Below are 25,216 nucleotides of genomic sequence, written 5' to 3' on the forward strand. Positions count from 1 at the left end.
CTCCCCCTTAGTTTATCTTGTATTAACGCGTTTCTCCAACGGATTCAGATGCATAAGCTAGAAATTGTTCAATCATTCGTTTTCCTTCTTCAGTTGCAATAGATTCTGGATGAAATTGTAATCCAAATAAAGGATGATAATGATGTTTAATTGCCATGATTTCCCCATCATCCATGGCAGTTGCAAGAACTTCAAATGCAGATGGCAATGTTTCACGCTTTGCTACGAGTGAATGATAACGCATCGCGGTGAGTGGTTGCTTTACATATTCAAATATGGAAGTCCCTGTATGACGAAGCAGAGATGTTTTTCCGTGCTTAACATGTTTGGCACGAACGACTTCACCGCCAAATGCATGCACAATTGCTTGATGACCAAGACAGATACCAAGAATCGGAATATTCCGATAAAATTTTCGAATAACATCCACACAAATACCGGCATCCTCTGGTCGTCCAGGTCCTGGTGAAATAATGATTGCTTCCGGATTCATCGTTTCAATTTCTTCAATGGTAATTTTGTCATTGCGCACAACCTTAATATTTGTATTGCACAGTCCGATTAGCTGATACAGGTTATACGTAAAGGAATCGTAGTTATCAAGTAATAATATCATTTCAGCACCTCCAACAATGCTCTCGCTTTATTTAATGTTTCATGATACTCACTTTCCGGGTTTGAATCATATACAATACCTGCTCCTGCTTGAATGTATGCCTTCTGATCCTTAACAACCATCGTCCGAATAGCAAGTCCCATATCCATATCTCCATTAAACGAAATATACCCAACCGTTCCAGAATAGACACCGCGTTTAACCGATTCTAGTTCATCGATGATAGTCATCGCTCGTATTTTCGGAGCTCCTGATACCGTTCCTGCTGGCAAGCATTGCTTAAGTGCATCTAAGCACGTAACATCTTCCCGAAGTATGCCTGTCACTTCCGATACAATGTGCATCACATGGGAGTATCGTTCGATGTTCATAAATTTTTCAAGTGTAACCGATCCAATTTCACTCACATAGCCGACATCATTTCTACCAAGATCAACCAGCATGAGATGTTCTGCCTTTTCCTTTTCATCATGTAGTAGCTCGTCTGCAACCCGGATATCCTCTTCCTTCGTTGTTCCGCGTGGACGCGTGCCTGCAATTGGATTGGTTGTTACCTTTCTACCTTTTACCGAAAGAAGACTTTCTGGTGAGGAACCAAGCACCACGTATGAATCAAAATCTACATAGAACATATACGGTGATGGGTTGGTCACGCGAAGTCTACGATACAATCCAAATGGATTTCCTTGGAAGGAAGTATGAATACGCTGTGATAACACAACTTGAAAAATATCTCCTGCTCGGATGTATTCTTTAGCAGCTTCTACTATTTCATGAAACTGCTCCTGGGTAACGTTTGAAGTAAAAGTTCCTTCTAGTTCTGTAGTTATCTTGGCAATAGGAGATTGCTTGAATAAATGCTCCTTCGTTTTTGTGATTACTTCTTGTATTTCTTCATAGGACATCGTCTCATTCTTCCGATACACATAGACGATGCTCACCTTTTGAAATTTATGATCAAACACCACGAACATTTTGTAAAATAATAGATGTGCTTCAGGCATATCTAGTTCATCTTCATTCATCTCGCCCAGTACCTCGTATTGTCTGATGACATCATAGCCGATATAGCCAATAGCACCACCTGTAAACGGAAACGGACTTTCCATTTCTGTGAAAGCAAGTAGTTCTTCCACAACATCTAACACTTTCTGCTCTCTGTACTCTGTACCATGTTCCGTTACAATTTCTACATGCTCTCCTCTGCTTTTTACTTCTGCATAAGGATTGCTGCCAATAAATGAGTACCGTCCTTTATCTTCATGGCTGAGCGAGCTTTCTAGCAAAAATTTCTTTGTTCCTTCTAAGCGGCTATAAAGTAAAACGGGCGTTACATCGTCTCCCTCCATCTCTTCTATGATGTAAAATAACGCGTTTTCTTTTTGCTTTATTTCAAATTGCTCTTTTGTTATCATCCTTCGTCTCATCCTCTCTCAGCATGTAAAATTGTATAAAAAAAGTCCTTTTGCAATTATGCAAAAGGACGATATCTCTACCGCGGTGCCACCTCACGTTGAACTTACCTATGGCAAGTTCCTCTTTTCGGGTACAAATCATACCCTATCCTTTGTAACGGCGGAAAGCCCGGGTAAACCTACTAACTAGTTCAGAATACCTCTCGTAAGCCCATTCTGTATACCGCATCGCACCGGGCTCTCACCTATCCCCGACTCTCTGGAACGTCTCAGATATACATACTCTTCTTACTCAACGATTTGTGTCATTTAATTATTAAAAAATACAAAAGGGGCCCTCATCCAAAAAGGACGAGAAACCCCGTGGTGCCACCTTCGTTAGTTACCTTCGTAACTCACTTTGCGTATTCCTAACTCGAATACGTGTCTCTTATAACGATGAGACCGTTCGCCAAAGCCTACTCTACATTCGGTTTGGAAGCTCCGAAGCCCATTCCATATTACGCACATACTGATTTGCACCGACCATCAGCTCTCTGAAATGACGAAAATATGTACTTTTCTTCTTCAACGCTTATTCATTGTTGCCTTCGATTATACATACTTCCAAATCAAAAGTGCAACATTAAAGTAATTTCTAGTTGATTGTAGTATATTAAATTCCCTACGTCAACCATGACTTTTTTCTAAATTTATTTTTTTATTTTCTCAAATTGTGTGTAATATATACCTATTCGACAAATATAGTGATATTCCTCTGTTTTTCTTAAAAAACTTAATATTTTCTTCATTTTTATTTAAATGTACTGTAACACTTATTATGTAATATAAATTGTAATACAAGCCAAAGGGGGGATTTTCATGATTTTGAGACATAAGGAATTTAAAAGCAGTGGAAGCATCGTACATTTTCCTTCATCCGTTTCAATGCCGATGACGAATAGTGAAAACCCACATCTAATGTTAGCTTCTAATATCGTACCTGTTATTGGTGTTCACTTTAGTCGATCTAAGCTTAAATTAAAGGTTGGCCAAACAGACGATTTGTATATAACAATTCTTCCGGATCAAGCTTTGGCTCCCCAATTAAAATGGGCCATTACGAACGAAGACATTGTGGAAGCAACGTTTCATCATGATCATATTCATGTGAAAGCAAAAAACGCCGGCAAAACAATTGTAATTGTAACAACAAACGACGGACAATTTCGTGACCTTTGCATTATTACAGTTACAAGCTATCTAACTACAAACAAGTAATCAAATGCCTTCTGAAACCTCTTTGTTTCCAACCTGCTGCATGAGAAAGAAAAATACACCAGCTAATACGAGGATGCCACCAACCATTTGAATACCAATTAGCTTTTCACCAAGAAGAAGAACAGCTAAAAGGGTGGCTCCTACAGGTTCTCCTAAAATACTCATTGAAATTGTTGTAGCATTCACATAATTTAATAGCCAATTGCTAATTACATGGGATAGCGTTGGCACTGTTGCGAGTAGCACGAACATGGTCCAATCATGAGACGAATATCCAAAACATTTCGTTGCCGTCACCATGTTATAGATGGTAAGAAACAAGGCTGCCCCTGCAAACACGGTAAAACTATAAATCCAATGGGACAGTTTTTTTACTGCATTTTGTCCAATCAATAAATAGACAACAACTGCAACTACACTTAAAAAGGAAAGAAAATCTCCCAAAAGAGCGGCTTTACCTAATCCAATATCTCCCCAACCAATGAATGCAACACCCAAGATTGCAAGCACAATTGTTGCAAGCGATGCTAGCGTTGTACGCTCACGAAAAATGAAAAACCCACCAGCCAGTGAAATAAGTGGCTGCACAGCTAGAATAATTGTTGAGCTAGCCACAGTAGTGAGCTTTAAAGATGAAAACCACAATAGAAAGTGAAGAGCTAGAAAAAAACCAGATAACAGTAAGAATAGCCAATCTTTCTTCGTAATACTCCGAAACTCCCCTCTTTTTTTCCAAACAAACGGAAGCAGCAGTAAACTTGCAAACCATAAACGGTACATACTTAAAACGGAGGAAGGTGCACTAGACATTTTTACAAAAATAGCAGCAAATGAAACAGCAATAATGGAAATGGCTAACGGAAGTGCAATTGATTTATTCAAAATGAAATCTCCTCTCTTTATTTAATCTTCACAATGTCTGGTTCCTATTTTCTTTCCCAGCTATTTGTATGGTAAACTATGTAAGTAAAACATTAGTTATAGGGGAGAGAATATAAGATGCAAGGTAGCGTGCACGAAGTTACAATCCATAGTAAATCATTGCAAGAGGACATTCTTCTGCTCGTCTATTTGCCATCTGCCTACACACCGCTTTATCATCATACGGTCGTCATTGCTCAGGACGGCCAAGATTATATTCAATTTGGAAAAGTACTCCGCTTACTGGAATCCATGCAACATAAAATAGAGCCTACCATCTTTGTTGGTATTCCATACAAAGATATACAGGACCGAAGAAATAAGTATCATCCTAGTGGCATACAAAATCAAGCCTATATTCGGTTTCTCGCCCATGAGCTTACTCCGTATCTCGATTGGCATTACGCTACGCATCAGATGGGAAAAGGACGCATTTTACTGGGTGATTCTCTTGGAGCTACGGTTTCCTTATTAGCTTCTCTTATGTATCCTCATACATTTGGAAAATGTATTCTACAGTCACCCTATGTCGATGAAAGGGTCATGCAGCAAGCAAACGCCCTGTCTCCATCACATGATTTAGACATCTATCATGTAATTGGAACCGAAGAAAGTCAGGTTGCTACATCAGATGGAACATTAAAAAATTTTATCACACCTAACCGCCAACTTCGAGAACTATTAAAAACGAAACCAATTGCCTATTACTATCATGAGTTTCAAGGCAATCATACATGGAAGCATTGGCAAAACGACTTGCCAACGGCATTTTCCTCCATGCTCACACTCTAAACTTTCGGTATGTTGTTTCTTTGATATACTAAAAAAGAACTCAGCACATACATAGCTGTAACAAGGAGGCCACCAGCATGAAATTTGGTATTGTTATTTTCCCATCTCAGGAAATACAGGATCGCGCGAATAATCTTCGGAAACGATATGATACGGATTATGCACTCATTCCTCCTCATATTACTATAAAGCGTACGTTTGAGGCGGTAGACTCCGACACAACTGAAATGGTAGCGTACCTAAAGAAAACTGCAGCAGACATACAGCCATTTGGAATAAAAGTAACTAAGATTAGTACCTCTTATCCTGTTTCTAACGCACTTTATTTAAAAATTGAACCTTCTGAGCAGCTTGTAGCCTTACACGAAGCCATGTATCGTGGCTATTTTACGCAAACTCCGGCTTTTTCCTTTATACCTTGTATAACCGTAGCACAAAATCTATCTGATCAAGAACATGCAGATGTATTTGGCAGATTGAAGATGAAGCAATTTCAGTATGAACAAAATGTAGACCAATTTCACCTTATCTCTCAGCAAGAGGACGATTCATGGAAAATAATTGAGACATTTCAATTAGGAAAGAAATAAGATTCATATTCCAGAGGTGGGCTAACAGGTGAACAACCTGTTAGCCCACCTCTTTCTTTTTTAGGATCTACTATGATAATATGAAAGGTATTGAATTTTCGTTTAGAAGGAAAGGAGACTCGTGAATTGGACGTTGCACGTTATCATAATACTACTATTGATTTGCGAACTTACCCGCGCGAACACTTTCAAATATTGTATGAAGCAAGTCTGCAGTGCGAAGTAACATGTACATCGTGCCACGAGCCTGTAAAGCTATATCTTGGAATTTCCCAATCACCTCATTTTTATCATATTTCTTCTGCACATACATGCAACGAAGAAGAAATGAAAGCAAATAAAGAAGAGCCCGTCCTTGCGCATGCTTCAGTAGAACGAGATGGCTTTCGATTCCCAATATCTCGTGCGATTCACGATGAACATGTGACGTCCTCTTGGAAGAACGTACAACCATACACAGCTACTGAGCAGTTTACAGGCTCTAGCCAGCAGCCTTCTTATCACATATTAAATGAAGAGCAGATTCCGCTCGATTCCGCTCAATATGAGGCGGTACAATGTACGGAAGGTCCTCTGTTAATTTTAGCAGGGGCAGGTAGCGGAAAAACGAGAGTACTTACCGCAAGAACTGCCTATATGATCCAAGCCAAAGGAATCGATCCGAAATCCATCATGCTTGTTACATTTACTTCTAAGGCAGCTAAGGAAATGAAAGATCGCTTACATCGCTTTTCAAGCCTTTCTCCCCTTGCCCTACATTCCGTTACCGTAGGAACATTTCATAGTATTTGTTTCAAAATGCTGCTTCATTTCGATCCACAACGCTATTCGCCTAACGCCTTAATTAAATATGAATGGCAAATTGAAAGAATACTAAAGGATGCAGGGGCAGAAATTGGACTGGATGAGAAGGAGTTTCCATATGATCAAAGCATGGCGCAAATTAGCTATTGGAAAAACACGTTAACCTCTTCTACCATTACACCAAAGGATAAGTGGGAAGAACAAGTTCTTTATTTATACAAACGGTATGAGGAACAAAAAGCAAAACAAGGCCAGTTTGACTTCGATGATATGTTACTTGGCTGCTATCATATGTTGCTAGAAAATAAAGAGTTGCTAGAACGCTATCAACGCCGTTTTCAATATTTTCTTATTGATGAATTTCAAGATATTAATAAAGTACAATATGAAATTATTAAACTTCTGTCTTCTACCGCACACAATATTTGTGCAGTAGGGGATGATGATCAGTCGATTTACGCATTCCGTGGCAGTGATCCATCCTTTATCTTACATTTTGATGAGGAATTTCCGAACGCTACGGTTATTACCTTGCATGAAAATTATCGATCATCTCATAGTATCGTTACGGCCGCAAATAAAGTTATTACGCGAAATAAAAAGCGGCGGTCAAAGAAGATGAAGGCCCAATTTCAACTTTCTTCCCCTCCCACTTTCTTCTTTCCTTATGACGAGGAAGAGGAAGCAACGATTGTTGTAACGGACATAAAGGAACGAATTGAACAAGGGGCTCGTCCCTCTGACTTTGCTATTTTATACCGAACGAACACTGCTTCACGGGCTATATTTGAGCGTCTTTGTCAGTCTACCATTCCGTTTACTACGGAGCAGGGTGCAGACTCCTTTTACAAGCGCAAAATCGTACGTTATTTATTATCTTTTATGCGACTTAGCGTAAATGAAGAAGATACCTCTGCTCTAGCAGATTTACTTTCTGCTCTCTTTCTAAAGCAATCTGTTATGCAGGATTTAAAACGAATTAGCATTTTAGAGGATTGTACACTCGTTTCGGCTCTAGCCAAGCTTCCCTCCATTATGCCGTTTCAGCAAAAAAAATTACAGCGCATCGTTCCAATTTTTCGCAAACTGCGGAATCTAACTCCTGTTACTGCCATTGAAATCATTGAGAAAGATATGGGATTTTCCGAGTTTATTAAAAAACGCGGCGGTGAAGGCAATCAAATGGAGAAAGGCTCTGATGATATTCGAGATGTAAAGGTAGTGGCACGAAAATTCAAAACGCTGCCCGAACTTCTTGAACATGCGGATCATATGACTGCAATGACTGCTGAAATAAAAAAACGAAGTGCCTCCTACAAAGATGCAGTGCAAATGCTAACCATTCACAAGGCAAAGGGGCTTGAATATAAGCACGTCTATGTACTAGGAGGAGTAGATGGATCGCTTCCGCATGATTATTCGTTAGAATCATTTCGAGAAGGCGACGAAATGCCGCTCGAAGAAGAACGGCGACTCGCCTATGTAGCTATGACGCGAGCAAAAGAATCCTTGCTCGTATCCGTACCGATGATGCGCCGCGGGAAAACAGCTCATCCATCTCGCCTTCTTTCCCCACTTTTAAAATAAAAAGCAGAGCATCAATCGCTCTGCTTTTTATTTAGAGTCATTTTTGGAATCTTTCGCTTTCTTTTTTCCACCACAATTACAGCCTTTTTTCTTTACATAGCCTTCCTGCAATGCCTGCTGTTGCATTTGATAATTCCATTGATGAAGGGTTGGATTTGGACGATGCTTCATACTTCTCTCCCCCCTTTTGTACAAATTCTATTCTATTCAGTATATGACCTTACATAGATGTCTGTTCCTTTCAATCACCTAGCATTCTCGTAACAATCGTTTCTACAATCGCAGCCAAACCTGCTATCGCAAGTAAAAGGAGTAACGGTTCCGTTAAGGCTGGCATTTTATAGTAGAACAATAACAATCCTGCTGTTGTCCATATCCCTGTACACCAATAACAGCTAAGTAAATCCCCTATCCATTTTTGTAATCCCGTCCCTTTACTCTTCGTATATGTTTCTACAGATCCATCTGGTTCGGTCACTTTCTTTTCGTCTATAAAAGGAGCCCGAATAAACCGAGTAATTTTGTCATAGATAAGCAGCCGCGTCAATCGAAATGAAGCAAATATAAAAATAACAAGCAAAAACCAATTCTCTTTCAATAGATTCACTTCCTTTATCTTCGCCTCCAAAGCCCATTTCTTAAAAAGCAAACCCAGTATAGTAACCGATTCTAATCAAACTCAATATCTTAGTAGTGTAAAACAAAACTAAATGATAAGGAGTGAAATTCATGACAAATCATTCTAACATTGGCTGCGTTTGCGATGTTGTAAAATTCATCAATGAAATTCAAGATGTAAATACAGATCCAGGCTGCACTACCAATTGCTTAAACCCCGTGCTTGGCGCATCCACAAACGGCCTAACACCTAATACAAGAGTATTCTCTTTATACACAAAAGAAGGAGAATTATTTTATGCGGAATTCTTAACTGAAGGTTGTGATACGGATTCATCACAATTCTTCCGCGTAGAGAGTGTTGAGGACTGCTGCGCAGTGCTCCGAGTATTGAAAAAAGAACAAAAAAACATGGGTATTTGTGAGTTTACCGCAACTTCCCAATGCCTCATTGTAGATTTAAATGCTTTCATCGCTATTGCATGTATTGAGGATACATTTATCCCTGGAGTTTAATGTAAACCACACAAACTATGATGAGCGGTAGGAGATTTCTACCGCTCTTTTACATACGCTACAAAAATCGTATGCAAAGAGAAATTCTATGCCATTCTCATTTGAATGGATACAATGTCTGTGAATGGAATTTTTATAACCGATAAATGATTATAAGCTCGTAATGTTACGATTTGATTTTCAAAGCTTTTCAAATATCCAATATACATTCCTGTATGGGTTTTACACTCACACAATACAGCCGGAATATAATGCGGGCGATTTAAGAGATAATAAATCTTCTGTTTATTATCTAGATCTTTAAATGATTTTCTGATCGTCTCTTCGGCTTCTTGTCTCTTTTCCGTTTGCTCTAGCGTTTCTTCTAACGTTTCTTCTAACGTTTCTTCTAACGTTTCTTCTAACGTTTCTTCTAGCGTTTCTTCTAGTGCACTCACCACATCGTTTTTTGTATCGTTTCGTTCATTTTTATCATCCTGTATCTCTTGCTCTTGAAGTAAAGACTCAACTTGCTCAGTTGGTTCTTCTCTTACTTGTTGTTTATCTGACTTTATAATAAATGACTGCTGCATGAAAATTCTTGCTTTTTGAACCTGCGTGTTCGCAATGTACAAAAGAGGTTCTTGCTCGAGTTGACTTTTCTTACCCATGTTTTTCCCCCCAGACATGATCTATCCACTCTACAAACAATCTATGATTCACTCTAAAGTTATAGTTCTTATTCTTTCTTTTTACTCTTAAACTGGACGAATGATTGCATCTTGAAAATCGTTCATCAAACCAACGCGATTCGACTTTTCTAGCAGCTTGTATTCCCAAAATGTTGAGGTATGATGAGATTTATTGGGATACCGCATATACACGTAGTTATAGCGTGATGTGCCATACAATAGTAGATTGCTTTGTAAACAAGCTTCTAAAAATCTAGTATCCTCGCCTACATTGATAGCTTCGAATGAAACAGTAGGAAAAATATCCTTTCGAAATAGTAGAGTAGCACCTACTAAATAGTTCGTAGCTAACTCTTTTTGATTACGAACATAGACAAATTCTTTATTTTCATTAAATAGCGTAAGAAGCTTATAACGTAAATAGTAGATAAAAACCGTGCTTTTTCCAACAACAGCAGCATCGCTATCTCGGAATCCTTTCGCTGCTTCTACTAGATAGTATGCAGAATAGTAGTCATCATCATCAAACTTAACGATATATGGATACTTAGCTTGAGGTATAGCTATGTTATAGCATTCTCCAAGCGTCACATGCTCCGGTTGTTGAAGGACTGTAACATTCGGGTAGAGCGCAGCCTCTTGTTTCCATCGATTCACATCCATTTGATCGTTATTCAATACAATGATTAATTCCTTCTCTTTAAATAGCTGGCGTTCATAGTTTTTAAAAACGTTTTGCATGGCATATTGTCGGTTTGTGCATGCAATAATGCTGAACAACCAATCACCCCCTTTTTAAAAACGAAAACGCAGTTATTTCATCTTATTCCCTTATGTAAGATAGTATGCAATCGCCCACACATTCCAAAATAAATTCCATATAGTAGAATTAGAATTCTTTTCAAATATTGAGGTGAACCCCTTGAAAAAAACCGTTCTCATTACGGGAGTTGCAGGATTTCTCGGTTCTCATTTAGCAACAGTACTCCTGCGCAATTCCGAAATCACGGTCATTGGTCTCGATAATTTATCCACAGGAACAATGAAAAATATTGATCATTTACTCCCTTTAAATACATTTCGATTTATTCATTGCGATGTAGCAAAATCAGATGTATTACATCTGGATGATATAAACAAGGTACATGAGATTTATCATCTAGCCTCTCCTGCCTCGCCAAAATTCTATCAATCGATTCCCTTTGACACGATCGACACAAACATCCAAGGAACAAAAAATATGTTAGAGTTAGCAAAGCAAACTGGTGCTAAGCTCGTATATACGAGCACAAGCGAAGCTTACGGAGATCCCGATGTACACCCGCAACCCGAAATCTACAGAGGAAATGTAAATACATGGGGCCCTCGTGCTTGCTATGATGAAGCAAAACGTATGGGAGAGGTTCTTTGTTATTTATACTACACTCTATATCATATTCCCGTAAAAGTAGCCAGGTTGTTTAATACGTACTCCGCGGGGCTTCGAAATGATGATGGAAGGGTTATATCTAATTTTGTTACCCAAGCCTTAACATGTGCTGATATAACCGTATATGGAGATGGTAAGCAAACTCGTTCGTTTTGTTATGTAACGGATACAATACGCGGACTTATGTTATTGATGGAAAAAAATGAGGCAAACGGAGAAATTATTAATATTGGGAATCCTGTTGAATATACCATTCTTGATGTGGCTCATATGGTGAAGAAGTTAACAAATTCGCAGAGTAAGATTACGTATCATCCCCTTCCTCAGGATGATCCAAAGCAGCGTAGACCAGATATTGGGAAAGCATGGAAAATTCTTAAATGGTCGCCAAACATCACATTGGAATCAGGTTTACAACTTACTATTCAGACATACATCCAAAAAGGTCAAGTAAATCATATAGAATAACAATCCGTGAATGTTATGAGATTTGTAATATGCTATTCTTCCTTTCATTACAATCATTTTTTAATTCAGTAGGAGGTCTTACATGAATATTGAAACGTACCTTTCTAATATTTCCTTTCAGTATATTAAGCCTAACACACCTGTAGAGTCAGACAGAACCGCATTAGAGATGCTAAATACCGTTCTTCCTGAAGACAATAAATACTTACAATCCATTTATAATCTTTGTAGTATACCCAAGATGTCTACGTTCACAATTGGCACCATTATTAATAAAATTGTTTCACAAATGAAAGAAAATCAATATTTTGTAAACGTAGGAGTTTGGCATGGTTTTACCTTTTTATCAGGTGTAGTAAATAATCCTTCAAAGAAATGTATAGGTATTGATAATTTTTCAGAATTTGGTGGTCCTCGCGAAGAATTTCTCCAACGATTTCATTCCTATAATAGCAAAAACCATTTATTCTATGAAATGGATTATATAGATTACTTTTCACATATTCATAAAGGTGAAATTGGCTTCTATATATATGATGGAGAGCACAGCTATGAAAACCAATTAAAAGGTTTACAAGTGGCAGAGCCCTTTTTCGGTGAGGACTGTCTAATAATGATTGATGATACAAATTGGGAGCAAGTACGTAAAGCAACCTTTAGTTTCTTGTCCAGTAGCAAAAATAAATATCAAGTATTAGCAGACATACCCACCTATCACGATAGTCATCCTACTTATTGGAACGGAATCATTCTTCTAAAAAAAATAAAATAATGAGCTAAAGTCAATAACTAAGCAAGCAATAGAAGGTGGGTGATGATTTTGGAAGAAATTCATATTGTGGTAGCTACAAATAATAACTATTTTAAACCGTTAGTAACAATGTTATATTCTCTCTACGATCACATTACTTCAAAAAATCTAGTGAACATTTACATTATTGACGGTAATATTTCCCCTAAAAATAAATTGATATTAAAAAAAGCTTTATCTAGATTTAAACCTACCCTGAAATATTTATCAGTAAATGAATCTTTATACCAAAACTGTAATGCTTGGGAACATGTTAGTAAGGAGAGTTATTATCGTATTTCTATACCTGATCTTCTCGATAGTGCCATTCCAAAGGTCTTGTATTTAGACTGCGATTTAATCATAAAAGATGACATTACAAAATTATGGAACATAGATATTGATCCTTATTTCATTGCTGCTGTTGAAGATCCGAATGGTGAAAATAGATATACAGATCTTCTTTTTCCTGCATGTTCAGGTCATTTTAATTCTGGTGTGATGTTAATCAATCTTGAAAAGTGGAGAAACCATCATATATCAAATAAAGTTCTTCAATTTATCAAGGATAACCCTGACAGAATCTTATGGGGTGACCAAGATGCGTTAAATGCTATCCTTCATGATAAGTGGCTTAAACTACATTATAAATGGAACTTTCAAGTATTTCGTATGAGCCACTTAGTAATGAAACCAGCAATTATTCATTATAATACGAATATAAAGCCTTGGAATGGTATTACTCCCCTTCAAGAAGAATATCAAAAATATTGGTTTCTTTTAAAAAGATATCTTAAATAATTTAGGAACCTTTTTTAATAACCCCATTACTAGTTACAGAAACTAGGTAAGGCATGAACATAGACTCTTGATCTTTGTACACCTATTAGTTGATTTTAAAAAATTCCTTCTCTATTTTTAACCTCTTTTGAACTAGAATCCTTAGAAATTGTTCCGAGATTGTATCACTCATTGTAATAATTGCATCAATCTTGCCTTGTTTTATTAATTTATTTATTTCTTTCTTTTTAAATTTAGAGCGATTATATATGAATTCATGTATATGAATATCAATTCTTGGTAAAATATATTGTTCAAAAAAACGGCATTTTTCTTCTGAAGTTGCTAAAATACAGTTTGGATTGCGATTTGTTCTGGCATAAATTATTTCTTGAACCCTTGTTAAAACAGCTAATGTGGATTCGATAGAAAATTCAATCAAATTTGAATGACTAAGAGAATCATGTACAATACGATATTGATACAGAACCTTAGGTATCTTCTCAATAGGTGCAATTTCAAATAGACGCGTCCATAAATTATAATCATAAGTGATTTTGAATTTGGTATTATATCCCCCCACCTTATGAAAAGCAGCCTTTGAAAATATTGCGCTTCCATGACATAAATAACATCTATATAACCTAGATTCATATATTTCTTTTTTAGTAAGGGTTACATTAAAATATTCAGTATTCCATCTGAGAATACTTTCATGCACAAAGTTCTTTCCAGGAATACATTCAACATACGAACCGACACCTACAGCTCCAGGATTATTACGTAAATATTGAATTTGTTCCTGTAGTCTGGTAGGCATGCTTATATCATCAGCATCTTGAATCGCAATCCAATCCCCAGTTGCTTTTTCTATTCCGAGGTTAAGACAAGCAGCTGCTCCCTGATTTTTTTCTAAATGGACAACCTTTACTCTAGTATCCTGAATAGAATCTAATATTTTTCTTGTGTTATCTGTAGATCCATCATTTACAATCATATATTCAAAGTACGAATATGTTTGATTCAATATACTATCGATACACTCTTGCAGGTACTGTTCTCCATTGTACACAGCTGTTACTACAGTTATCAGCATATAAAGCCTCCCTCACGGCTACATATTTAATCCAACGAAAAGGAATCTTATAAAACATTTGCTAATTGTAATGTTTTAAATAAATCTTCAAGTTTTATTTCGATATGATCACAGATTGCTAACGGAAATAGAAGTCCTGATTCAAACATTGGTCTCACACCTTTTCCTACTAAATAGTGGTAATTTAAATCTATATGGTAACTTAGTACCCTATAATGTGGATGTATATAGGTCCCTGGAAACAACTCAATCACCTTTGTTCCTGGTTTACAGAAAACCAAATTGGCAAGAGCAGCTCCATGTGGAGAAATAACCACTTCTGCTGACGAAAATAGACTGATTTGCTCTTTAACTGACATATTTTCCAATGTAATTTTCTTAAATCCATATCTTCCAAGGAATTCTATAACTTCATTTTCATTTGCTACCTTACGACACATGGATTCTCTGCTTATATAAAGACGCTCATACCCTTGTCTTTCTTCACGATATTTTAAAAGTTCATTTCGTAAGAACTCACATGCCCACTTAGGCATGTAACCCAAATAGCTTGGTAAGAAAGGAATCTGTAGCTGATTCACTTTCACATGCAAGTTCTGATGACATGCCACTAAGCTGCTATCATGTATACCTAACATGTGCAGAGTTTCATACTGAAAAGGAACTCGTAATGGATTAATAATTATTCTTTGAAAATCCAAATGGCTTTCTCTGAGTATATATAAACGAGGTAAAATATCGAACATCCAATGGTAATAATTATAAGGCTGACAAAAGGAAAGAAGTGCTACTTGATCTAAATCCCCACTAATTCTTGGTAGCTTATTGTAAGTAAAAATAGAATGATTTTGCGGCTTCTTTCCAAATTCAAAAGATACTTCAGATAACAAGTTATTATCACGCGTTATAACAGTTCCGCTTACTCCACAAACCCTAGCATTTTTTAACACCATCATATGTGATGGAAAGTATGGTTTCTTCCTTTCTTGAATAAAAACATGATGCGGCTCATCATATATTGCTTTAGGAAAATCTATACCTTGCGGATCTACACCTCCATATTCTATATATTTCTCTTCTAACTTGTTCATATTTAGTTTCCATTCTTGTATTGTTGTATATACACCCGTTGGTGGTTTTCTGATTTTCTTCATATTATTCTCCTAAAAAAGAATATTTCACTTGAAAATCTAACAAAATCACCGTCAAATTAAATCATGAACAATTACTCCTACATATATATTCAGCTGATTACAGAATTTTGCTAGTTGATTATATTTCCGAATTTTTTATTGCTACATATTAACAGTCATAAGTACGATACCTCTATGGCTCTCTCATTTGTTTCAATCTGTTTTGCCCACACATTATGCAACAAATTTCATATAATAATAGCATCATTGTAGAGAAACATGCTTCATAAAGGCTACACAATTAAAAAAATCAACATATAATATTATTTCAAATAATAGATTATCCACGCCTATAACAGTGATTAAATATTTGAAAAAAATGCGAAAGAAATCATTCTAAGGATTAGTGTAGTGAAAAACATTTCCATACTTTTACAGTGTCAGCCGGATAACGGAGCAAGAGATATCGCATTCAGATGGATAATAAAATTTTATGAAACAGCCATGCCTGATGCTGAACTTTGTTTTAGTAGACGGAGATATTATTTTTAGCCCATCCATACTTCTTGAAGCCATAAATCTATTACACAGTTACAAATAGGTTATCCCATTCCGTAATGTAGTAAATCTATCACCAGAAAATACAAATTCATTGTTGGAGACTCAACCAAACTGGCCATTAAACACTTCCATAAACAACTACTATGTAGATAGTTATTATGATCGTTTTGCTGGCAAACTGTCCGTTATGTCACGTAATACTTTCATAGTTGCAGGCGGTTTTGACGAAAGATTTATTGGTTGGGGTGGTGATGATGATGCCTTTGTCCATGCTTTAGAAACATTATGTGGAAACTATATAAAACTAGGCAGAGAGGTATTCCATTTATGGCATCCACGAACGGATTGGTGTTGCTTTAAAATAAAGTTGGATCATTTCATAATCGTGTTGCTCCACAAATTGCGCCCGATTGTTGAAGATTGAATAACACGAAGGAGCTGCATCAGTGGGCTCCTCAGTTATTTTACTAACGCCCCCTTTGGCTTAAGTACAATATTTCACAAACTTATCTAGACAAAATTCATTAGAAAAAGTAGAGAAAAAGTTGGAATATGACAGGAACTTTTGTTGATGAAAGATAAAAATTAATAAACCTTAACCAATTTGGTCAAGGTTTTTTCTGTCGGATAATCAGCTAAAAAAATCTATTTTAAGCTAAACAGATACACATGGAAAGAGAGCCCGTGCAGTTGGCATTGGTGCAACATTCGTACGCCATGTATTAGTAACTGGGTTATAAGCTTCTACAATGTTTAAATACGAAGGAGACAAATTAGGATTAAATCCACCCATTACAAAAATTTCTGAATCACAAACACAAGCAGCAGTACCCCAACGACTTGTTGGCATGGATGCACCTGTAGACCAGGTATCTGTGGTTGGATCATAGATGAACACGGTGTTAGTAGCTGTACCAGATACCCGCCCACCAAACACATAGATTTTTTCGTTAAATACTGCAGCAGAAGGGAATGCTCTTGGTTGTGGCAACGGTGCTCTAGGGGACCAAAGGTTTGTAGTTGGATCATAAGCATCATGGTTTGCAAGTTCACTTGTTCCGTCAAAACCACCAATTGCATGCAGCAATCCATTCAATGACACAACAGCCAGCTCAGATTTTGCGGAAGGGAGTGACTGAACCATTGACCAAGCAGTACCATTAAATGCTTCAACGGTAGCAAGTTGATCAGCCGGAGCAAGTCCTGTGTTGCCGCCTACGGCATAAAATATACCGTTTAGCACATCTCCACCTAAAGAACCACGAGCTACGTTGGCACTAGGAGCAAACGTCCATGTGTTCGTGGCGGGATCAAAAAATTCTGCCCTATTTGTTGCAGTAAAAGGAGCAGGAGTAAAACCATGGCTGACTATGACCTTTCCATTTGGCATCAATCCTCCTGCAAGTGCATCAAGAGGTTCTAGCAAGGGAGCACGAGTTTGCCATGTATTCTGTTCACAAAAGAATATATCTACATTGCTAATCGCGCTACCATTTAGTTCTCCACCTATTGCCAAAATATGAGTTGGGGGAGTCGGTAGGGTCGAAATGAGGTCTAAGACATTTTCAAATTTAAACTCCAGAAGCATTTCCTTTTTAATGACATCACGAAGGGTTCTTACAACACTTACATTGACATCACGAAGATCACCTACTGAAACCTCTGGCGGAGAAAACGTAACTCCTGTGCCATCTAATGTTCCTAGAATAAATTGAAGCTTCTCCGCCTCAGCGTTCATGATGTGGGCAAGAGATAATTCCTCAAGGGCAATAGAAGCCAAAAGCAATGGAACAGTCTGTCCAACACTAATCGAAATAGCAGGCGTCATATTAGGAATATTAGGAAACGACAAAATTATTCACCTCCTTGGTATAGGGTATATAGAAAATTAGAAAACAAAGACTTGTTAAGCATTTGTTCTCTATATTTTATTCAACTAGATTTTAAGAGACTGTATACTTGTCTACTTGTCTATGTATAAATGCCAATTTTATTGCAAAAATCCTTTGGATTGAACCCATGACAATTTTGGTAGTAATAAAAATACCTTCAAGAACATGGTCTAATTTATTTTGAGAAAAAAATCATATTTTATGGACGCTGTTGAACTACCTGCCCCGTTAAGTGAAAACTTTCACAATACTCAACATGCTTTTTACATAAATCTCCAATATCATTAAAAACATTCTTCAACAATCTGGCCCTATTGTGGAATAAGAAAAAATCCTGTATATCAACACAAGATTTTTAATCAAACTTTATTATAAATGATCAATCTTTATTTTAAATAATCGAACTTTGTTTTAAATGATCAATCTTTTTTATAGGGAGGGTGTCTTTCTAAGTTGGATAGATTCATAATTAATGACACCTCATTTTGATTCAAATACTTTTTTCAAATAAATTTCTCAGTTTTTATATTTATTCGGATTTTCCTTATAACATTTCCATGCGGAACGAATCATGTCTTCTAAAGAATATTTAGGAACCCAACCTAGTTCCTCATAAATTTTTTGGGCAGATGCAACCAAATAAGGAGGTTCTCCATCTCTTCTTCTCTCGTATACTACGTTAGCCTTCTTCATGGTTAATCTCTCACACTGTTCAATAATCTGTTTGACAGAATACCCTTTATGGTTACCTACGTTGTAAACCCTTCCCACAGGTGAAGAATGTAACAATTTTTGTAAAGATAATATATGGGCCTCTACCAAATCAAGAACATGAATGTAATCACGTATACTTGTTCCATCAAAAGTATTGAAATCATCTCCGAATACAGATATATGTTTAGATTTTCCTAGTAGGTGAAAGAGGATATTAGGAATAAGATGTGTTTCAGGATTATGATATTCACCAATTTCACCTGTGAAATCAGCTCCAGCTACATTAAAGTAACGAAGAATAATATAATCTAACCCATAGGTCTTAAAGCAATCCTGTATCATTTGTTCAACCATTAACTTTGAACGCCCGTATGGATTAATAGGAAATGTAGTAGATTCTTCAACTAAATATTCATTCTCTGATAAACCGTAGGTAGCACAAGTAGAGGAAAAAATAATTTTCTTAACATTATGCTTGATCATAGCTTTTAATAGAACAAAAGAATTACAAACATTATTCTCATAATACTGAAGAGGATTGAACATAGATTCGCTAACTATACAACTTGCTGCAAAATGAATAACTGCCTCAATTTTGTATTGTGTAAAAATATGTTCCAACAAAGTAAAGTCTCCTATATTTCCCTCAATAAATATGGCCCTTTCGTCTAGTAACCATCTATGCCCTGTTGAAAAATTATCTAACACCAAAACAGGATATCCTTTATCTAATAATTCTTTTACAGCATGGCTGCCTATATAGCCGGCTCCTCCCAGAACCAGTATCATATGGTCACCTCCCTCCTATTACATATAGTTATAAAATAAGGTCATAGAAATTAAAAATTGGAAACACCTGTATAAGTAAATCCTAAACGCTTCAGTTCTTCAGCATTTAAGCAGTTGCGTCCATCCAAAATAATAGATTGTTTCATTTTCTCTTTTACAGATTCCCATGCAAATTTCTTATACTCCAACCAATCCGTACAAATAAAAGCAGCATCTGCATCTGAAACAGTTTCTTCTATACTTTCATATTGATTTACTTTCTCCGACATAAGGTTTGCAACAGGATCATGAACTTTTACAGTTACTCCTTGTTTAAATAAGAATTCTACAATACGTAAAGAAGGAGACTCTCTCATGTCATCTGTATCAGCTTTAAAGGATAATCCAAGCACTGCAATCGTTTTCCCCTTCCAACCCCCTACTACATGCTCCATCCGCTCTAAAACATAAAAAGGCTGTGTCTGATTCACCTCTATGGCACTTTTTAAAATTGTTAATGGAACAGAATAGGACTGCGCTGTATCCAATAACGAATTTACATCTTTTGGAAAACAAGACCCCCCATACCCGATTCCTGCACCTAAAAAACTCGTTCCAATCCGTTTATCTAATCCCATTCCTTTTGCTACATCTGTAACATTTATATTCAACTGATCACATAATCTTGCTAATTCATTACTATATGAGATTTTTAATGCTAAAAAAGAATTAGCTGCATATTTAATTAATTCTGATGACCTAGTTGTTGTCTCCAAATATGGACACATAACTTCACCAAAAAGCTCTCTCATTTTTTGAAACGCCCTTTCGGTAGAAGCTCCCACTACAATACGATCAGGATGTAGTGCATCATAGAGTGCTGATCCTTCTCGTAAAAATTCAGGATTGGATACAACATCAAATTCATGTGATTTTTCTTGAGATTCCTTAATCCAACCTGTTATTTTTTCTGCCGTACCTACAGGAACTGTACTTTTTGTTACAATTGTTTTATATCCATTCATCCATGTTCCAATTGATTTAGCCACTTGTTCGATATACATTAAATTTGCGCTACCGTCTTCTTGTTGCGGTGTACCTACACAAATATAAATCATATCGTTATTTATAATTCCTTCTTCAATATTCGTGGTAAATGAAATATTTTTTTGCTTCAATTGTTGCTTTAATAAGTCTTCAAGTCCAGCTTCATAAAAATGAAGCTTTCCTGTTTGTAAATGCTCAATTTTTTTGACATCTATATCATGGCCCGTAACTTTGTGACCAAGTTGTGCGAAAAGTAAAGACGTCGTAGTGCCAACATAACCTGTACCAACAACTAAGATGTTCATCTGCTCCTCCTTACCAACTACAATAAAACTTATTGGGGTTTGAACATATAATGCAACAATGCCATGTATTCTTCTTCCTTACCTAAGTCATAACAATCCATATCAAGCACTTGCGCCTTGTATGAATGCACAGCAAGCATATCTTGAATGGCATCCGTTAATTGAATCTCATTTCCAACACCTGGAGATGTTTGATGTAAAAAAGGGAAAAGATCAGGGGTGAATATATAACGACCCATTACAGCTAGATTTGAGGGGGGAAAATGTTGAGGCTTTTCCATAATATTCGTAATAGTATATAATCCTTCGGAAAGTTGCGTTCCTTCTATTACGCCATATAGCTTTAAATCTTCTTGTTTCACAGTCTTTACACCAATAATATTTTCTTTATGTTGCTTGTAGGTTGCAATTAATGTTTGGAGTGCGTTTGTTGTTTCATTTATAAATAGTTGATCAGGCAGTAACACTGCAAATGGCTCATTTCCTACAAATCTCTCTGCTAAGCGAATGGCATCTCCTAATCCCTTTGCATAGGATTGCCTACTAAATTGAATATGGACATTTGGTTGCTTCAGTAATGGTAGTAATTCTGATTTATTAGATTGTATTAGGTATGTTTCTAACTCTAAAGATCGATCAAAATAATCCATAATCATTGTTTTCGAACGAGATAATATAATTAAGATTTCTTCGATTCCTGCTTCCACAGCTTCTTGCACAATATAATCAATGGCTGGCCGTCCACATATCGGAAACATTTCTTTTGGTAAGACCTTAGTAATAGGAAGATTTCTTGTTCCATATCCCGCTGCCGGTATAACAGCCTTTTTCACCAAACTTTTTCACCTCATTAAATCTTTTTAAATTTTTCCGTATTTTAAATCTCACTACTCAATATATTTATACTTACATAAATTGGTGACAGCCTATCCTCGTTATCAATTTATATTTAAGCAATAAAAAAAGGCAATCGGCTTCTTCATGCCGATTGCTTCAAACCAAATTCATTTTATCCTAAAATATGGTAACCAGAGTCAACATGCAAGTTCTCTCCCGTAATACCACGAGACATATCACTAAACATAAAGGTTGCTGCATCGCCCACTTCTTCTTGTGTAACATTGCGACGAAGCGGTGTTTTTTCTTCAATTTCTTTTAGAATACTATTAAATTCTCCAATCCCTTTTGAAGAAAGCGTACGGATTGGACCTGCAGAGATGGCATTGACGCGAATATTATGCTGACCTAAATCATTTGCTAAGTATCTTACACTTGCATCAAGTGCAGCTTTTGCAACACCCATTAAATTGTAGTTTTTCACGACACGTTCGCCGCCAAGATACGTTAGTGTTACAATGCTTCCGCCTTCAGTCATCAATTCCTTTGCTGCTTTTGCAACAGCCGTTAATGAGTATGCACTAATATCTAGCGAAAGTTTAAAGCCATCACGAGATGTGTCGACAAACTCTCCTTTTAAATCTTCTTTATTTGCGTAGGCGATACAATGTGCAACACCATGGATTGTTCCAACTTTTTCTTTAATTTCCGTAAAACAACGGGCAATATCCTCATCACTCGTTACATCGCACTGAAGAATATGTGAATGTTGACCTTCCAATGTTTCTGCTAAATCACGTACATTTTGTGCCATTCGTTCTCTAGCGTATGTAAAAATCAAGTTTGCACCTGCCTCGTGAAGAGAACGTGCTATTCCCCAGGCAATACTTCTTTGATTCGCAACACCCATCACGACGATATTTTTCCCTTTTAAGTTGAGAAGAGTCATTCTGTCATCCTCCTATTATATATAACACTAGTTATTAGCACCTGATACTATAAAATAGTGTACCATATTTCTCATACCCTGCAAATGAGAAATGTTATGTTGCTTTCCTCTTACTACTTATATATATTTATGGTGATGAAATCGTTAGAAGTAAGTGTGCTCATATATAGTGAAAGGAAGCGGACGGAATGAAGGTATATTACGATATAATTGGAGATATTCACGGATGTTATAACGAATTCCTGATTCTGACCAAGATGCTTGGCTATGAATGGACAAACAAGATTCCCATTCATCCAGAGGGACGCCAACTTGTATTTGTAGGAGATATTACCGATCGTGGACCCGATTCCTTACGAATGGTAGACATCATTTATCGTCTTGTCATAAATCATAAAGTTGCACAGTATGTACCAGGTAACCATTGTAATAAATTATATCGTTATTTTTTAGGACGGAATGTACAAGTTAAGCATGGACTGGAGACAACTGTCGATGAATATATGACGCTTTCCTCTAAGGAACAAGACGATATTCGAAATAAGTTTCTCCAGTTGTATAAGCAATCTCCTCTTTATCATCTGCTTGATGATGGACAACTAATCGTTTGTCATGCGGGAATGAAAGAAGAATTTATTGGTCGAAGAGATAATGAGGTAAAAACATTTGTCCTTTATGGCGATATTTCTGGGAAAAAGCATAAGGACGGTTCTCCCGTTCGAGGAGATTGGGCTAAATCCTATAATGGCGGTGCATGGATTGTATACGGCCATACCCCAGTTCTGAAACCTCGCTTTATGAATCATAGTGTAAACATCGATACAGGAGCTGTTTTTGGGGGAATGCTAACCGCCCTTCGTTATCCCGAAATGAAGACGGTAAGTGTTCCCTCCTCCATGCCCTTTGTACAAGAGAAATTTCGTCAATTTGATTAAGAAGAGCGACCTACTTCGTAGCTCGCTCTTTTTCTATTGCTGCTTGCATATCTACAGGAACCAAACAAGTAAAAGATAGCATTTTATTCAGCATAGGATGATAAAACGTAAGAGATGTACTATGAAGTGCTTGTCTGTTAATCAACTTTCTATCGCCCCCGTACAGATCATCACCAACGAGAGGATGACCAATGTGTGCCATATGTACACGAATTTGATGGGTTCGACCAGTTTCAAGCCGGAGTGCAACCCGTGTACTGTTTGGCAATCGTTCAATGACGCGAAAATGTGTAATTGCCTGCTGTCCTGACGGAGAAACCATTCGTTCAATGATGCTCTCTCCTTTTCTCGCAATCGGTGCACAGATAGTACCCACATCCTCCGACACAACGCCATGAACGAGTGCTTCATACGTTCTTACAATCGATTTTATTTGCTGTTGCTGTGCAAAGGCATGATGAATGAAACGATTTTTTGCGATGAGCATAAGCCCTGAAGTATCCCGGTCCAGCCTTGTCACAATATGTACCGTACTCGCTAAATGTTGCTGATCATAATGGTGCAGCAAAGCGTTTGCTACCGTTCCATGTGGATGTTCGCGAGAAGGAATGGATGACATATTTGGCCTTTTGTTAATAACTAGCACGTACTCATCTTCATACACGATGTGAAGGGGAATCGATTCGCTCTCCATCCCTTCACTACGCTGTTCAGGCGGAAATGTAACTTGCAGCAGTTCGCGTGCTTGTAACATATGACGAACCGTTACTTGTTCACCACCCACGGTAATGTTCCCACCATGAAATTTAATATCCGTAAGAGCTGCTCTTGAAATCCCTTTTGATCGCAGAAATTCACGAACGAGTATGCCTGCTTCTTGCTCTGTAATATTCCATTTTAATACGATCATACTATCTCCTATCGATCTGCTACAAATGAGTCACGTACCCGCTTCCAAAACGGAAACGGACGGTAACGAACGAATCGCACCTTTTGCTGTGCAACGCGGTATTGAATCGATTTTACATCTTCATGAAAAATACTTAAATGGTCAATGCTTATTTGCAAATCCATATGGGTCACCGGTTTTATCACACATGTGTGATGTTTCGGAAGAACAAGGGGAGAGCCTACGGTTCGGAACACCCGATTATTTATGGATGCCATTTCCGTTATTTGCAAAGCTTCAAGGGACGGATGAATGATTGCTCCCCCTAATGCTTTGTTATAGGCCGTACTACCTGATGGAGTGGAAACACACAAGCCATCTCCCCGAAACGTTTCAAAATAATCCCCACGAATTTCTACATCCACCACAAGCGTACCATCTGGACGTCTCACTGTCGCTTCGTTTAAAGCCAAATATTGTGATTCCTTGCTACCATCTAAATAGCGAACAATCACTTCAAGAAGAGGGTATTCCACTACGTGATAAGGCGTTTTCGCAACCGCGATAACCAGTTTTTCTACTTCGCTTGGAAGCCAATCGGCATAAAAGCCGAGATGTCCCGTATGAACGCCTACAAAAGCCGTCTTATCTAGCCGTTCACAATATCGGTGAAAGGCATAAAGTAATGTCCCGTCCCCACCAACAGAAATCACAATATCGGGTTCTTCTTCATTGCTTACAAATCCAAAATCCTCCAAATAATGCCGCATTTTATCCGCAAGCTCATTTGACGCTTGATCTCCCTTTGATGTGATTGCAAAATTCATCTACAA

The 25,216-nt window shown here is 37.2% G+C and carries 26 protein-coding genes and 2 other annotated features; of the genes, 10 read left to right on the forward strand and 16 right to left on the reverse strand.

All coding sequences use genetic code 11. The features are described from left to right. Positions 1 to 22: 22 nt before the first annotated feature. Positions 23 to 616: an anthranilate synthase component II gene (locus tag ACAN53_RS11030; RefSeq protein ID WP_379969887.1), complete on the reverse strand. Its 594-nt coding sequence runs from the start codon at positions 614 to 616 to the stop codon at positions 23 to 25. Next, positions 613 to 2,031, reverse strand: a complete 1,419-nt coding sequence (gene trpE, locus ACAN53_RS11035; RefSeq protein WP_379969889.1) for an anthranilate synthase component I — start codon at positions 2,029 to 2,031, stop codon at positions 613 to 615. The genes ACAN53_RS11030 and trpE overlap by 4 nt, the downstream gene beginning before the upstream one ends. A gap of 61 nt (positions 2,032 to 2,092) precedes the next feature. Continuing rightward, positions 2,093 to 2,336, reverse strand: a binding site (T-box leader). Positions 2,337 to 2,375: 39 nt separating this feature from the next. Next, positions 2,376 to 2,611 (reverse strand) — a binding site (T-box leader). Positions 2,612 to 2,892: 281 nt separating this feature from the next. On the opposite strand from trpE, the gene ACAN53_RS11040 reads away from it, so the two are divergent. Further along, positions 2,893 to 3,291, forward strand: a complete 399-nt coding sequence (locus tag ACAN53_RS11040) for an Ig-like domain-containing protein (RefSeq protein ID WP_379969891.1) — start codon at positions 2,893 to 2,895, stop codon at positions 3,289 to 3,291. Here the strand turns inward: ACAN53_RS11040 and ACAN53_RS11045 are convergent, their stop codons facing one another. Then, positions 3,292 to 4,173, reverse strand: a complete 882-nt coding sequence (locus tag ACAN53_RS11045; RefSeq protein WP_379969893.1) for a DMT family transporter — start codon at positions 4,171 to 4,173, stop codon at positions 3,292 to 3,294. It abuts the gene before it with no gap. Between the two features lie 117 nt (positions 4,174 to 4,290). Here ACAN53_RS11045 and ACAN53_RS11050 point away from each other — a divergent pair, with 117 nt between their 5' ends. From ACAN53_RS11050 to ACAN53_RS11060, 3 genes are all read left to right on the forward strand, one after another. Beyond that, on the forward strand, positions 4,291 to 5,004 hold the full coding sequence (locus ACAN53_RS11050) for an alpha/beta hydrolase (protein ID WP_379969895.1): 714 nt from the start codon (positions 4,291 to 4,293) through the stop codon (positions 5,002 to 5,004). Positions 5,005 to 5,081: 77 nt separating this feature from the next. Next, positions 5,082 to 5,594 carry a 2'-5' RNA ligase family protein gene (locus ACAN53_RS11055; RefSeq protein ID WP_379969897.1) on the forward strand — a complete coding sequence of 171 codons (513 nt, stop codon included), beginning with the start codon at positions 5,082 to 5,084 and terminating at the stop codon, positions 5,592 to 5,594. Positions 5,595 to 5,720: 126 nt separating this feature from the next. Next, positions 5,721 to 7,985 (forward strand): ATP-dependent helicase, encoded by a 2,265-nt coding sequence (locus ACAN53_RS11060; RefSeq protein WP_379969899.1) that lies wholly within the window; start codon positions 5,721 to 5,723, stop codon positions 7,983 to 7,985. A gap of 27 nt (positions 7,986 to 8,012) precedes the next feature. Here ACAN53_RS11060 and ACAN53_RS11065 read toward each other — a convergent pair whose 3' ends face one another. Continuing rightward, entirely contained in the window at positions 8,013 to 8,156 is a 144-nt protein-coding gene (locus ACAN53_RS11065; RefSeq protein ID WP_379969901.1) for a cytochrome C oxidase subunit III, read from the reverse strand. A 70-nt stretch (positions 8,157 to 8,226) separates the two neighbouring features. After that, the gene (locus tag ACAN53_RS11070; RefSeq protein ID WP_379969903.1) at positions 8,227 to 8,592 is read right to left on the reverse strand and encodes a DUF1360 domain-containing protein; all 366 of its coding nucleotides are present in this window, start codon (positions 8,590 to 8,592) and stop codon (positions 8,227 to 8,229) included. Positions 8,593 to 8,714: 122 nt separating this feature from the next. Here ACAN53_RS11070 and ACAN53_RS11075 point away from each other — a divergent pair, with 122 nt between their 5' ends. After that, entirely contained in the window at positions 8,715 to 9,119 is a 405-nt protein-coding gene (locus ACAN53_RS11075) for a CotY/CotZ family spore coat protein (RefSeq protein ID WP_379969905.1), read from the forward strand. An 86-nt stretch (positions 9,120 to 9,205) separates the two neighbouring features. Here the strand turns inward: ACAN53_RS11075 and ACAN53_RS11080 are convergent, their stop codons facing one another. Together ACAN53_RS11080 and ACAN53_RS11085 are read right to left on the reverse strand one after the other, a co-directional pair. Next, a complete protein-coding gene (locus tag ACAN53_RS11080) occupies positions 9,206 to 9,769 on the reverse strand; it encodes a CotO family spore coat protein (RefSeq protein ID WP_379969907.1) in 564 nt (187 codons plus the stop codon). Positions 9,770 to 9,856: 87 nt separating this feature from the next. Then, a complete protein-coding gene (locus ACAN53_RS11085) occupies positions 9,857 to 10,570 on the reverse strand; it encodes a glycosyltransferase (protein WP_379969909.1) in 714 nt (237 codons plus the stop codon). A 142-nt stretch (positions 10,571 to 10,712) separates the two neighbouring features. Here ACAN53_RS11085 and ACAN53_RS11090 point away from each other — a divergent pair, with 142 nt between their 5' ends. From ACAN53_RS11090 to ACAN53_RS11100, 3 genes are all read left to right on the forward strand, one after another. Then, entirely contained in the window at positions 10,713 to 11,687 is a 975-nt protein-coding gene (locus ACAN53_RS11090; protein WP_379969911.1) for an NAD-dependent epimerase/dehydratase family protein, read from the forward strand. 82 nt (positions 11,688 to 11,769) lie between these two features. Beyond that, on the forward strand, positions 11,770 to 12,459 hold the full coding sequence (locus ACAN53_RS11095) for a class I SAM-dependent methyltransferase (RefSeq protein ID WP_379969913.1): 690 nt from the start codon (positions 11,770 to 11,772) through the stop codon (positions 12,457 to 12,459). Positions 12,460 to 12,507: 48 nt separating this feature from the next. Continuing rightward, positions 12,508 to 13,278: a glycosyltransferase family 8 protein gene (locus ACAN53_RS11100; protein ID WP_379969915.1), complete on the forward strand. Its 771-nt coding sequence runs from the start codon at positions 12,508 to 12,510 to the stop codon at positions 13,276 to 13,278. Between the two features lie 85 nt (positions 13,279 to 13,363). Here the strand turns inward: ACAN53_RS11100 and ACAN53_RS11105 are convergent, their stop codons facing one another. Further along, positions 13,364 to 14,353 (reverse strand): glycosyltransferase family 2 protein, encoded by a 990-nt coding sequence (locus ACAN53_RS11105; RefSeq protein WP_379969917.1) that lies wholly within the window; start codon positions 14,351 to 14,353, stop codon positions 13,364 to 13,366. 47 nt (positions 14,354 to 14,400) lie between these two features. Next, positions 14,401 to 15,444 (reverse strand): glycosyltransferase family 61 protein, encoded by a 1,044-nt coding sequence (locus tag ACAN53_RS11110; protein WP_379969919.1) that lies wholly within the window; start codon positions 15,442 to 15,444, stop codon positions 14,401 to 14,403. 697 nt (positions 15,445 to 16,141) lie between these two features. Between ACAN53_RS11110 and ACAN53_RS11115 the strand changes: the two genes are divergently transcribed. Next, a complete protein-coding gene (locus tag ACAN53_RS11115) occupies positions 16,142 to 16,471 on the forward strand; it encodes a galactosyltransferase-related protein (RefSeq protein ID WP_379969921.1) in 330 nt (109 codons plus the stop codon). A gap of 231 nt (positions 16,472 to 16,702) precedes the next feature. Here ACAN53_RS11115 and ACAN53_RS11120 read toward each other — a convergent pair whose 3' ends face one another. The 5 genes from ACAN53_RS11120 to fabI all read right to left on the reverse strand — a co-directional run bounded on the left by ACAN53_RS11120 (position 16,703) and on the right by fabI (position 22,559). After that, positions 16,703 to 17,899, reverse strand: coding sequence for a Kelch repeat-containing protein (locus ACAN53_RS11120; protein WP_379969923.1), 1,197 nt, complete (start codon positions 17,897 to 17,899; stop codon positions 16,703 to 16,705). A gap of 556 nt (positions 17,900 to 18,455) precedes the next feature. Beyond that, positions 18,456 to 19,442 carry a UDP-glucose 4-epimerase GalE gene (gene galE, locus ACAN53_RS11125; protein ID WP_379969925.1) on the reverse strand — a complete coding sequence of 329 codons (987 nt, stop codon included), beginning with the start codon at positions 19,440 to 19,442 and terminating at the stop codon, positions 18,456 to 18,458. A 50-nt stretch (positions 19,443 to 19,492) separates the two neighbouring features. Next, positions 19,493 to 20,773: a UDP-glucose dehydrogenase family protein gene (locus tag ACAN53_RS11130; protein WP_379969927.1), complete on the reverse strand. Its 1,281-nt coding sequence runs from the start codon at positions 20,771 to 20,773 to the stop codon at positions 19,493 to 19,495. Between the two features lie 29 nt (positions 20,774 to 20,802). Further along, positions 20,803 to 21,609 carry a UTP--glucose-1-phosphate uridylyltransferase gene (locus tag ACAN53_RS11135; protein ID WP_379969929.1) on the reverse strand — a complete coding sequence of 269 codons (807 nt, stop codon included), beginning with the start codon at positions 21,607 to 21,609 and terminating at the stop codon, positions 20,803 to 20,805. A gap of 173 nt (positions 21,610 to 21,782) precedes the next feature. Next, entirely contained in the window at positions 21,783 to 22,559 is a 777-nt protein-coding gene (fabI, locus tag ACAN53_RS11140) for an enoyl-ACP reductase FabI (protein WP_379969931.1), read from the reverse strand. Positions 22,560 to 22,747: 188 nt separating this feature from the next. Between fabI and prpE the strand changes: the two genes are divergently transcribed. Further along, positions 22,748 to 23,494, forward strand: coding sequence for a bis(5'-nucleosyl)-tetraphosphatase PrpE (gene prpE, locus ACAN53_RS11145; protein WP_379969933.1), 747 nt, complete (start codon positions 22,748 to 22,750; stop codon positions 23,492 to 23,494). A 10-nt stretch (positions 23,495 to 23,504) separates the two neighbouring features. Here prpE and ACAN53_RS11150 read toward each other — a convergent pair whose 3' ends face one another. After that, complete coding sequence (locus tag ACAN53_RS11150) at positions 23,505 to 24,404, reverse strand: RluA family pseudouridine synthase (protein WP_379969935.1); 900 nt, start codon at positions 24,402 to 24,404, stop codon at positions 23,505 to 23,507. Positions 24,405 to 24,412: 8 nt separating this feature from the next. After that, complete coding sequence (locus ACAN53_RS11155) at positions 24,413 to 25,210, reverse strand: NAD kinase (protein WP_379969937.1); 798 nt, start codon at positions 25,208 to 25,210, stop codon at positions 24,413 to 24,415. Positions 25,211 to 25,216: the final 6 nt, after the last annotated feature.

Source organism: Ectobacillus soli (assembly GCF_042610425.1).
GTDB lineage: Bacteria > Bacillota > Bacilli > Bacillales > Bacillaceae_G > Ectobacillus.

Excerpts from the sequence above, each read along its gene's own strand:
- ACAN53_RS11030 (WP_379969887.1), bottom strand. The coding sequence starts at position 616 with ATGATATTATTACTTGATAACTACGATTCCTTTACGTATAACCTGTAT.
- trpE (WP_379969889.1), bottom strand. The coding sequence starts at position 2,031 with ATGATAACAAAAGAGCAATTTGAAATAAAGCAAAAAGAAAACGCGTTA.
- ACAN53_RS11040 (WP_379969891.1), top strand. The coding sequence starts at position 2,893 with ATGATTTTGAGACATAAGGAATTTAAAAGCAGTGGAAGCATCGTACAT.
- ACAN53_RS11050 (WP_379969895.1), top strand. The coding sequence starts at position 4,291 with ATGCAAGGTAGCGTGCACGAAGTTACAATCCATAGTAAATCATTGCAA.
- ACAN53_RS11055 (WP_379969897.1), top strand. The coding sequence starts at position 5,082 with ATGAAATTTGGTATTGTTATTTTCCCATCTCAGGAAATACAGGATCGC.
- ACAN53_RS11065 (WP_379969901.1), bottom strand. The coding sequence starts at position 8,156 with ATGAAGCATCGTCCAAATCCAACCCTTCATCAATGGAATTATCAAATG.
- ACAN53_RS11075 (WP_379969905.1), top strand. The coding sequence starts at position 8,715 with ATGACAAATCATTCTAACATTGGCTGCGTTTGCGATGTTGTAAAATTC.
- ACAN53_RS11080 (WP_379969907.1), bottom strand. The coding sequence starts at position 9,769 with ATGGGTAAGAAAAGTCAACTCGAGCAAGAACCTCTTTTGTACATTGCG.
- ACAN53_RS11095 (WP_379969913.1), top strand. The coding sequence starts at position 11,770 with ATGAATATTGAAACGTACCTTTCTAATATTTCCTTTCAGTATATTAAG.
- ACAN53_RS11105 (WP_379969917.1), bottom strand. The coding sequence starts at position 14,353 with ATGCTGATAACTGTAGTAACAGCTGTGTACAATGGAGAACAGTACCTG.
- ACAN53_RS11110 (WP_379969919.1), bottom strand. The coding sequence starts at position 15,444 with ATGAACAAGTTAGAAGAGAAATATATAGAATATGGAGGTGTAGATCCG.
- galE (WP_379969925.1), bottom strand. The coding sequence starts at position 19,442 with ATGATACTGGTTCTGGGAGGAGCCGGCTATATAGGCAGCCATGCTGTA.
- ACAN53_RS11130 (WP_379969927.1), bottom strand. The coding sequence starts at position 20,773 with ATGAACATCTTAGTTGTTGGTACAGGTTATGTTGGCACTACGACGTCT.
- fabI (WP_379969931.1), bottom strand. The coding sequence starts at position 22,559 with ATGACTCTTCTCAACTTAAAAGGGAAAAATATCGTCGTGATGGGTGTT.
- prpE (WP_379969933.1), top strand. The coding sequence starts at position 22,748 with ATGAAGGTATATTACGATATAATTGGAGATATTCACGGATGTTATAAC.
- ACAN53_RS11150 (WP_379969935.1), bottom strand. The coding sequence starts at position 24,404 with ATGATCGTATTAAAATGGAATATTACAGAGCAAGAAGCAGGCATACTC.
- ACAN53_RS11155 (WP_379969937.1), bottom strand. The coding sequence starts at position 25,210 with ATGAATTTTGCAATCACATCAAAGGGAGATCAAGCGTCAAATGAGCTT.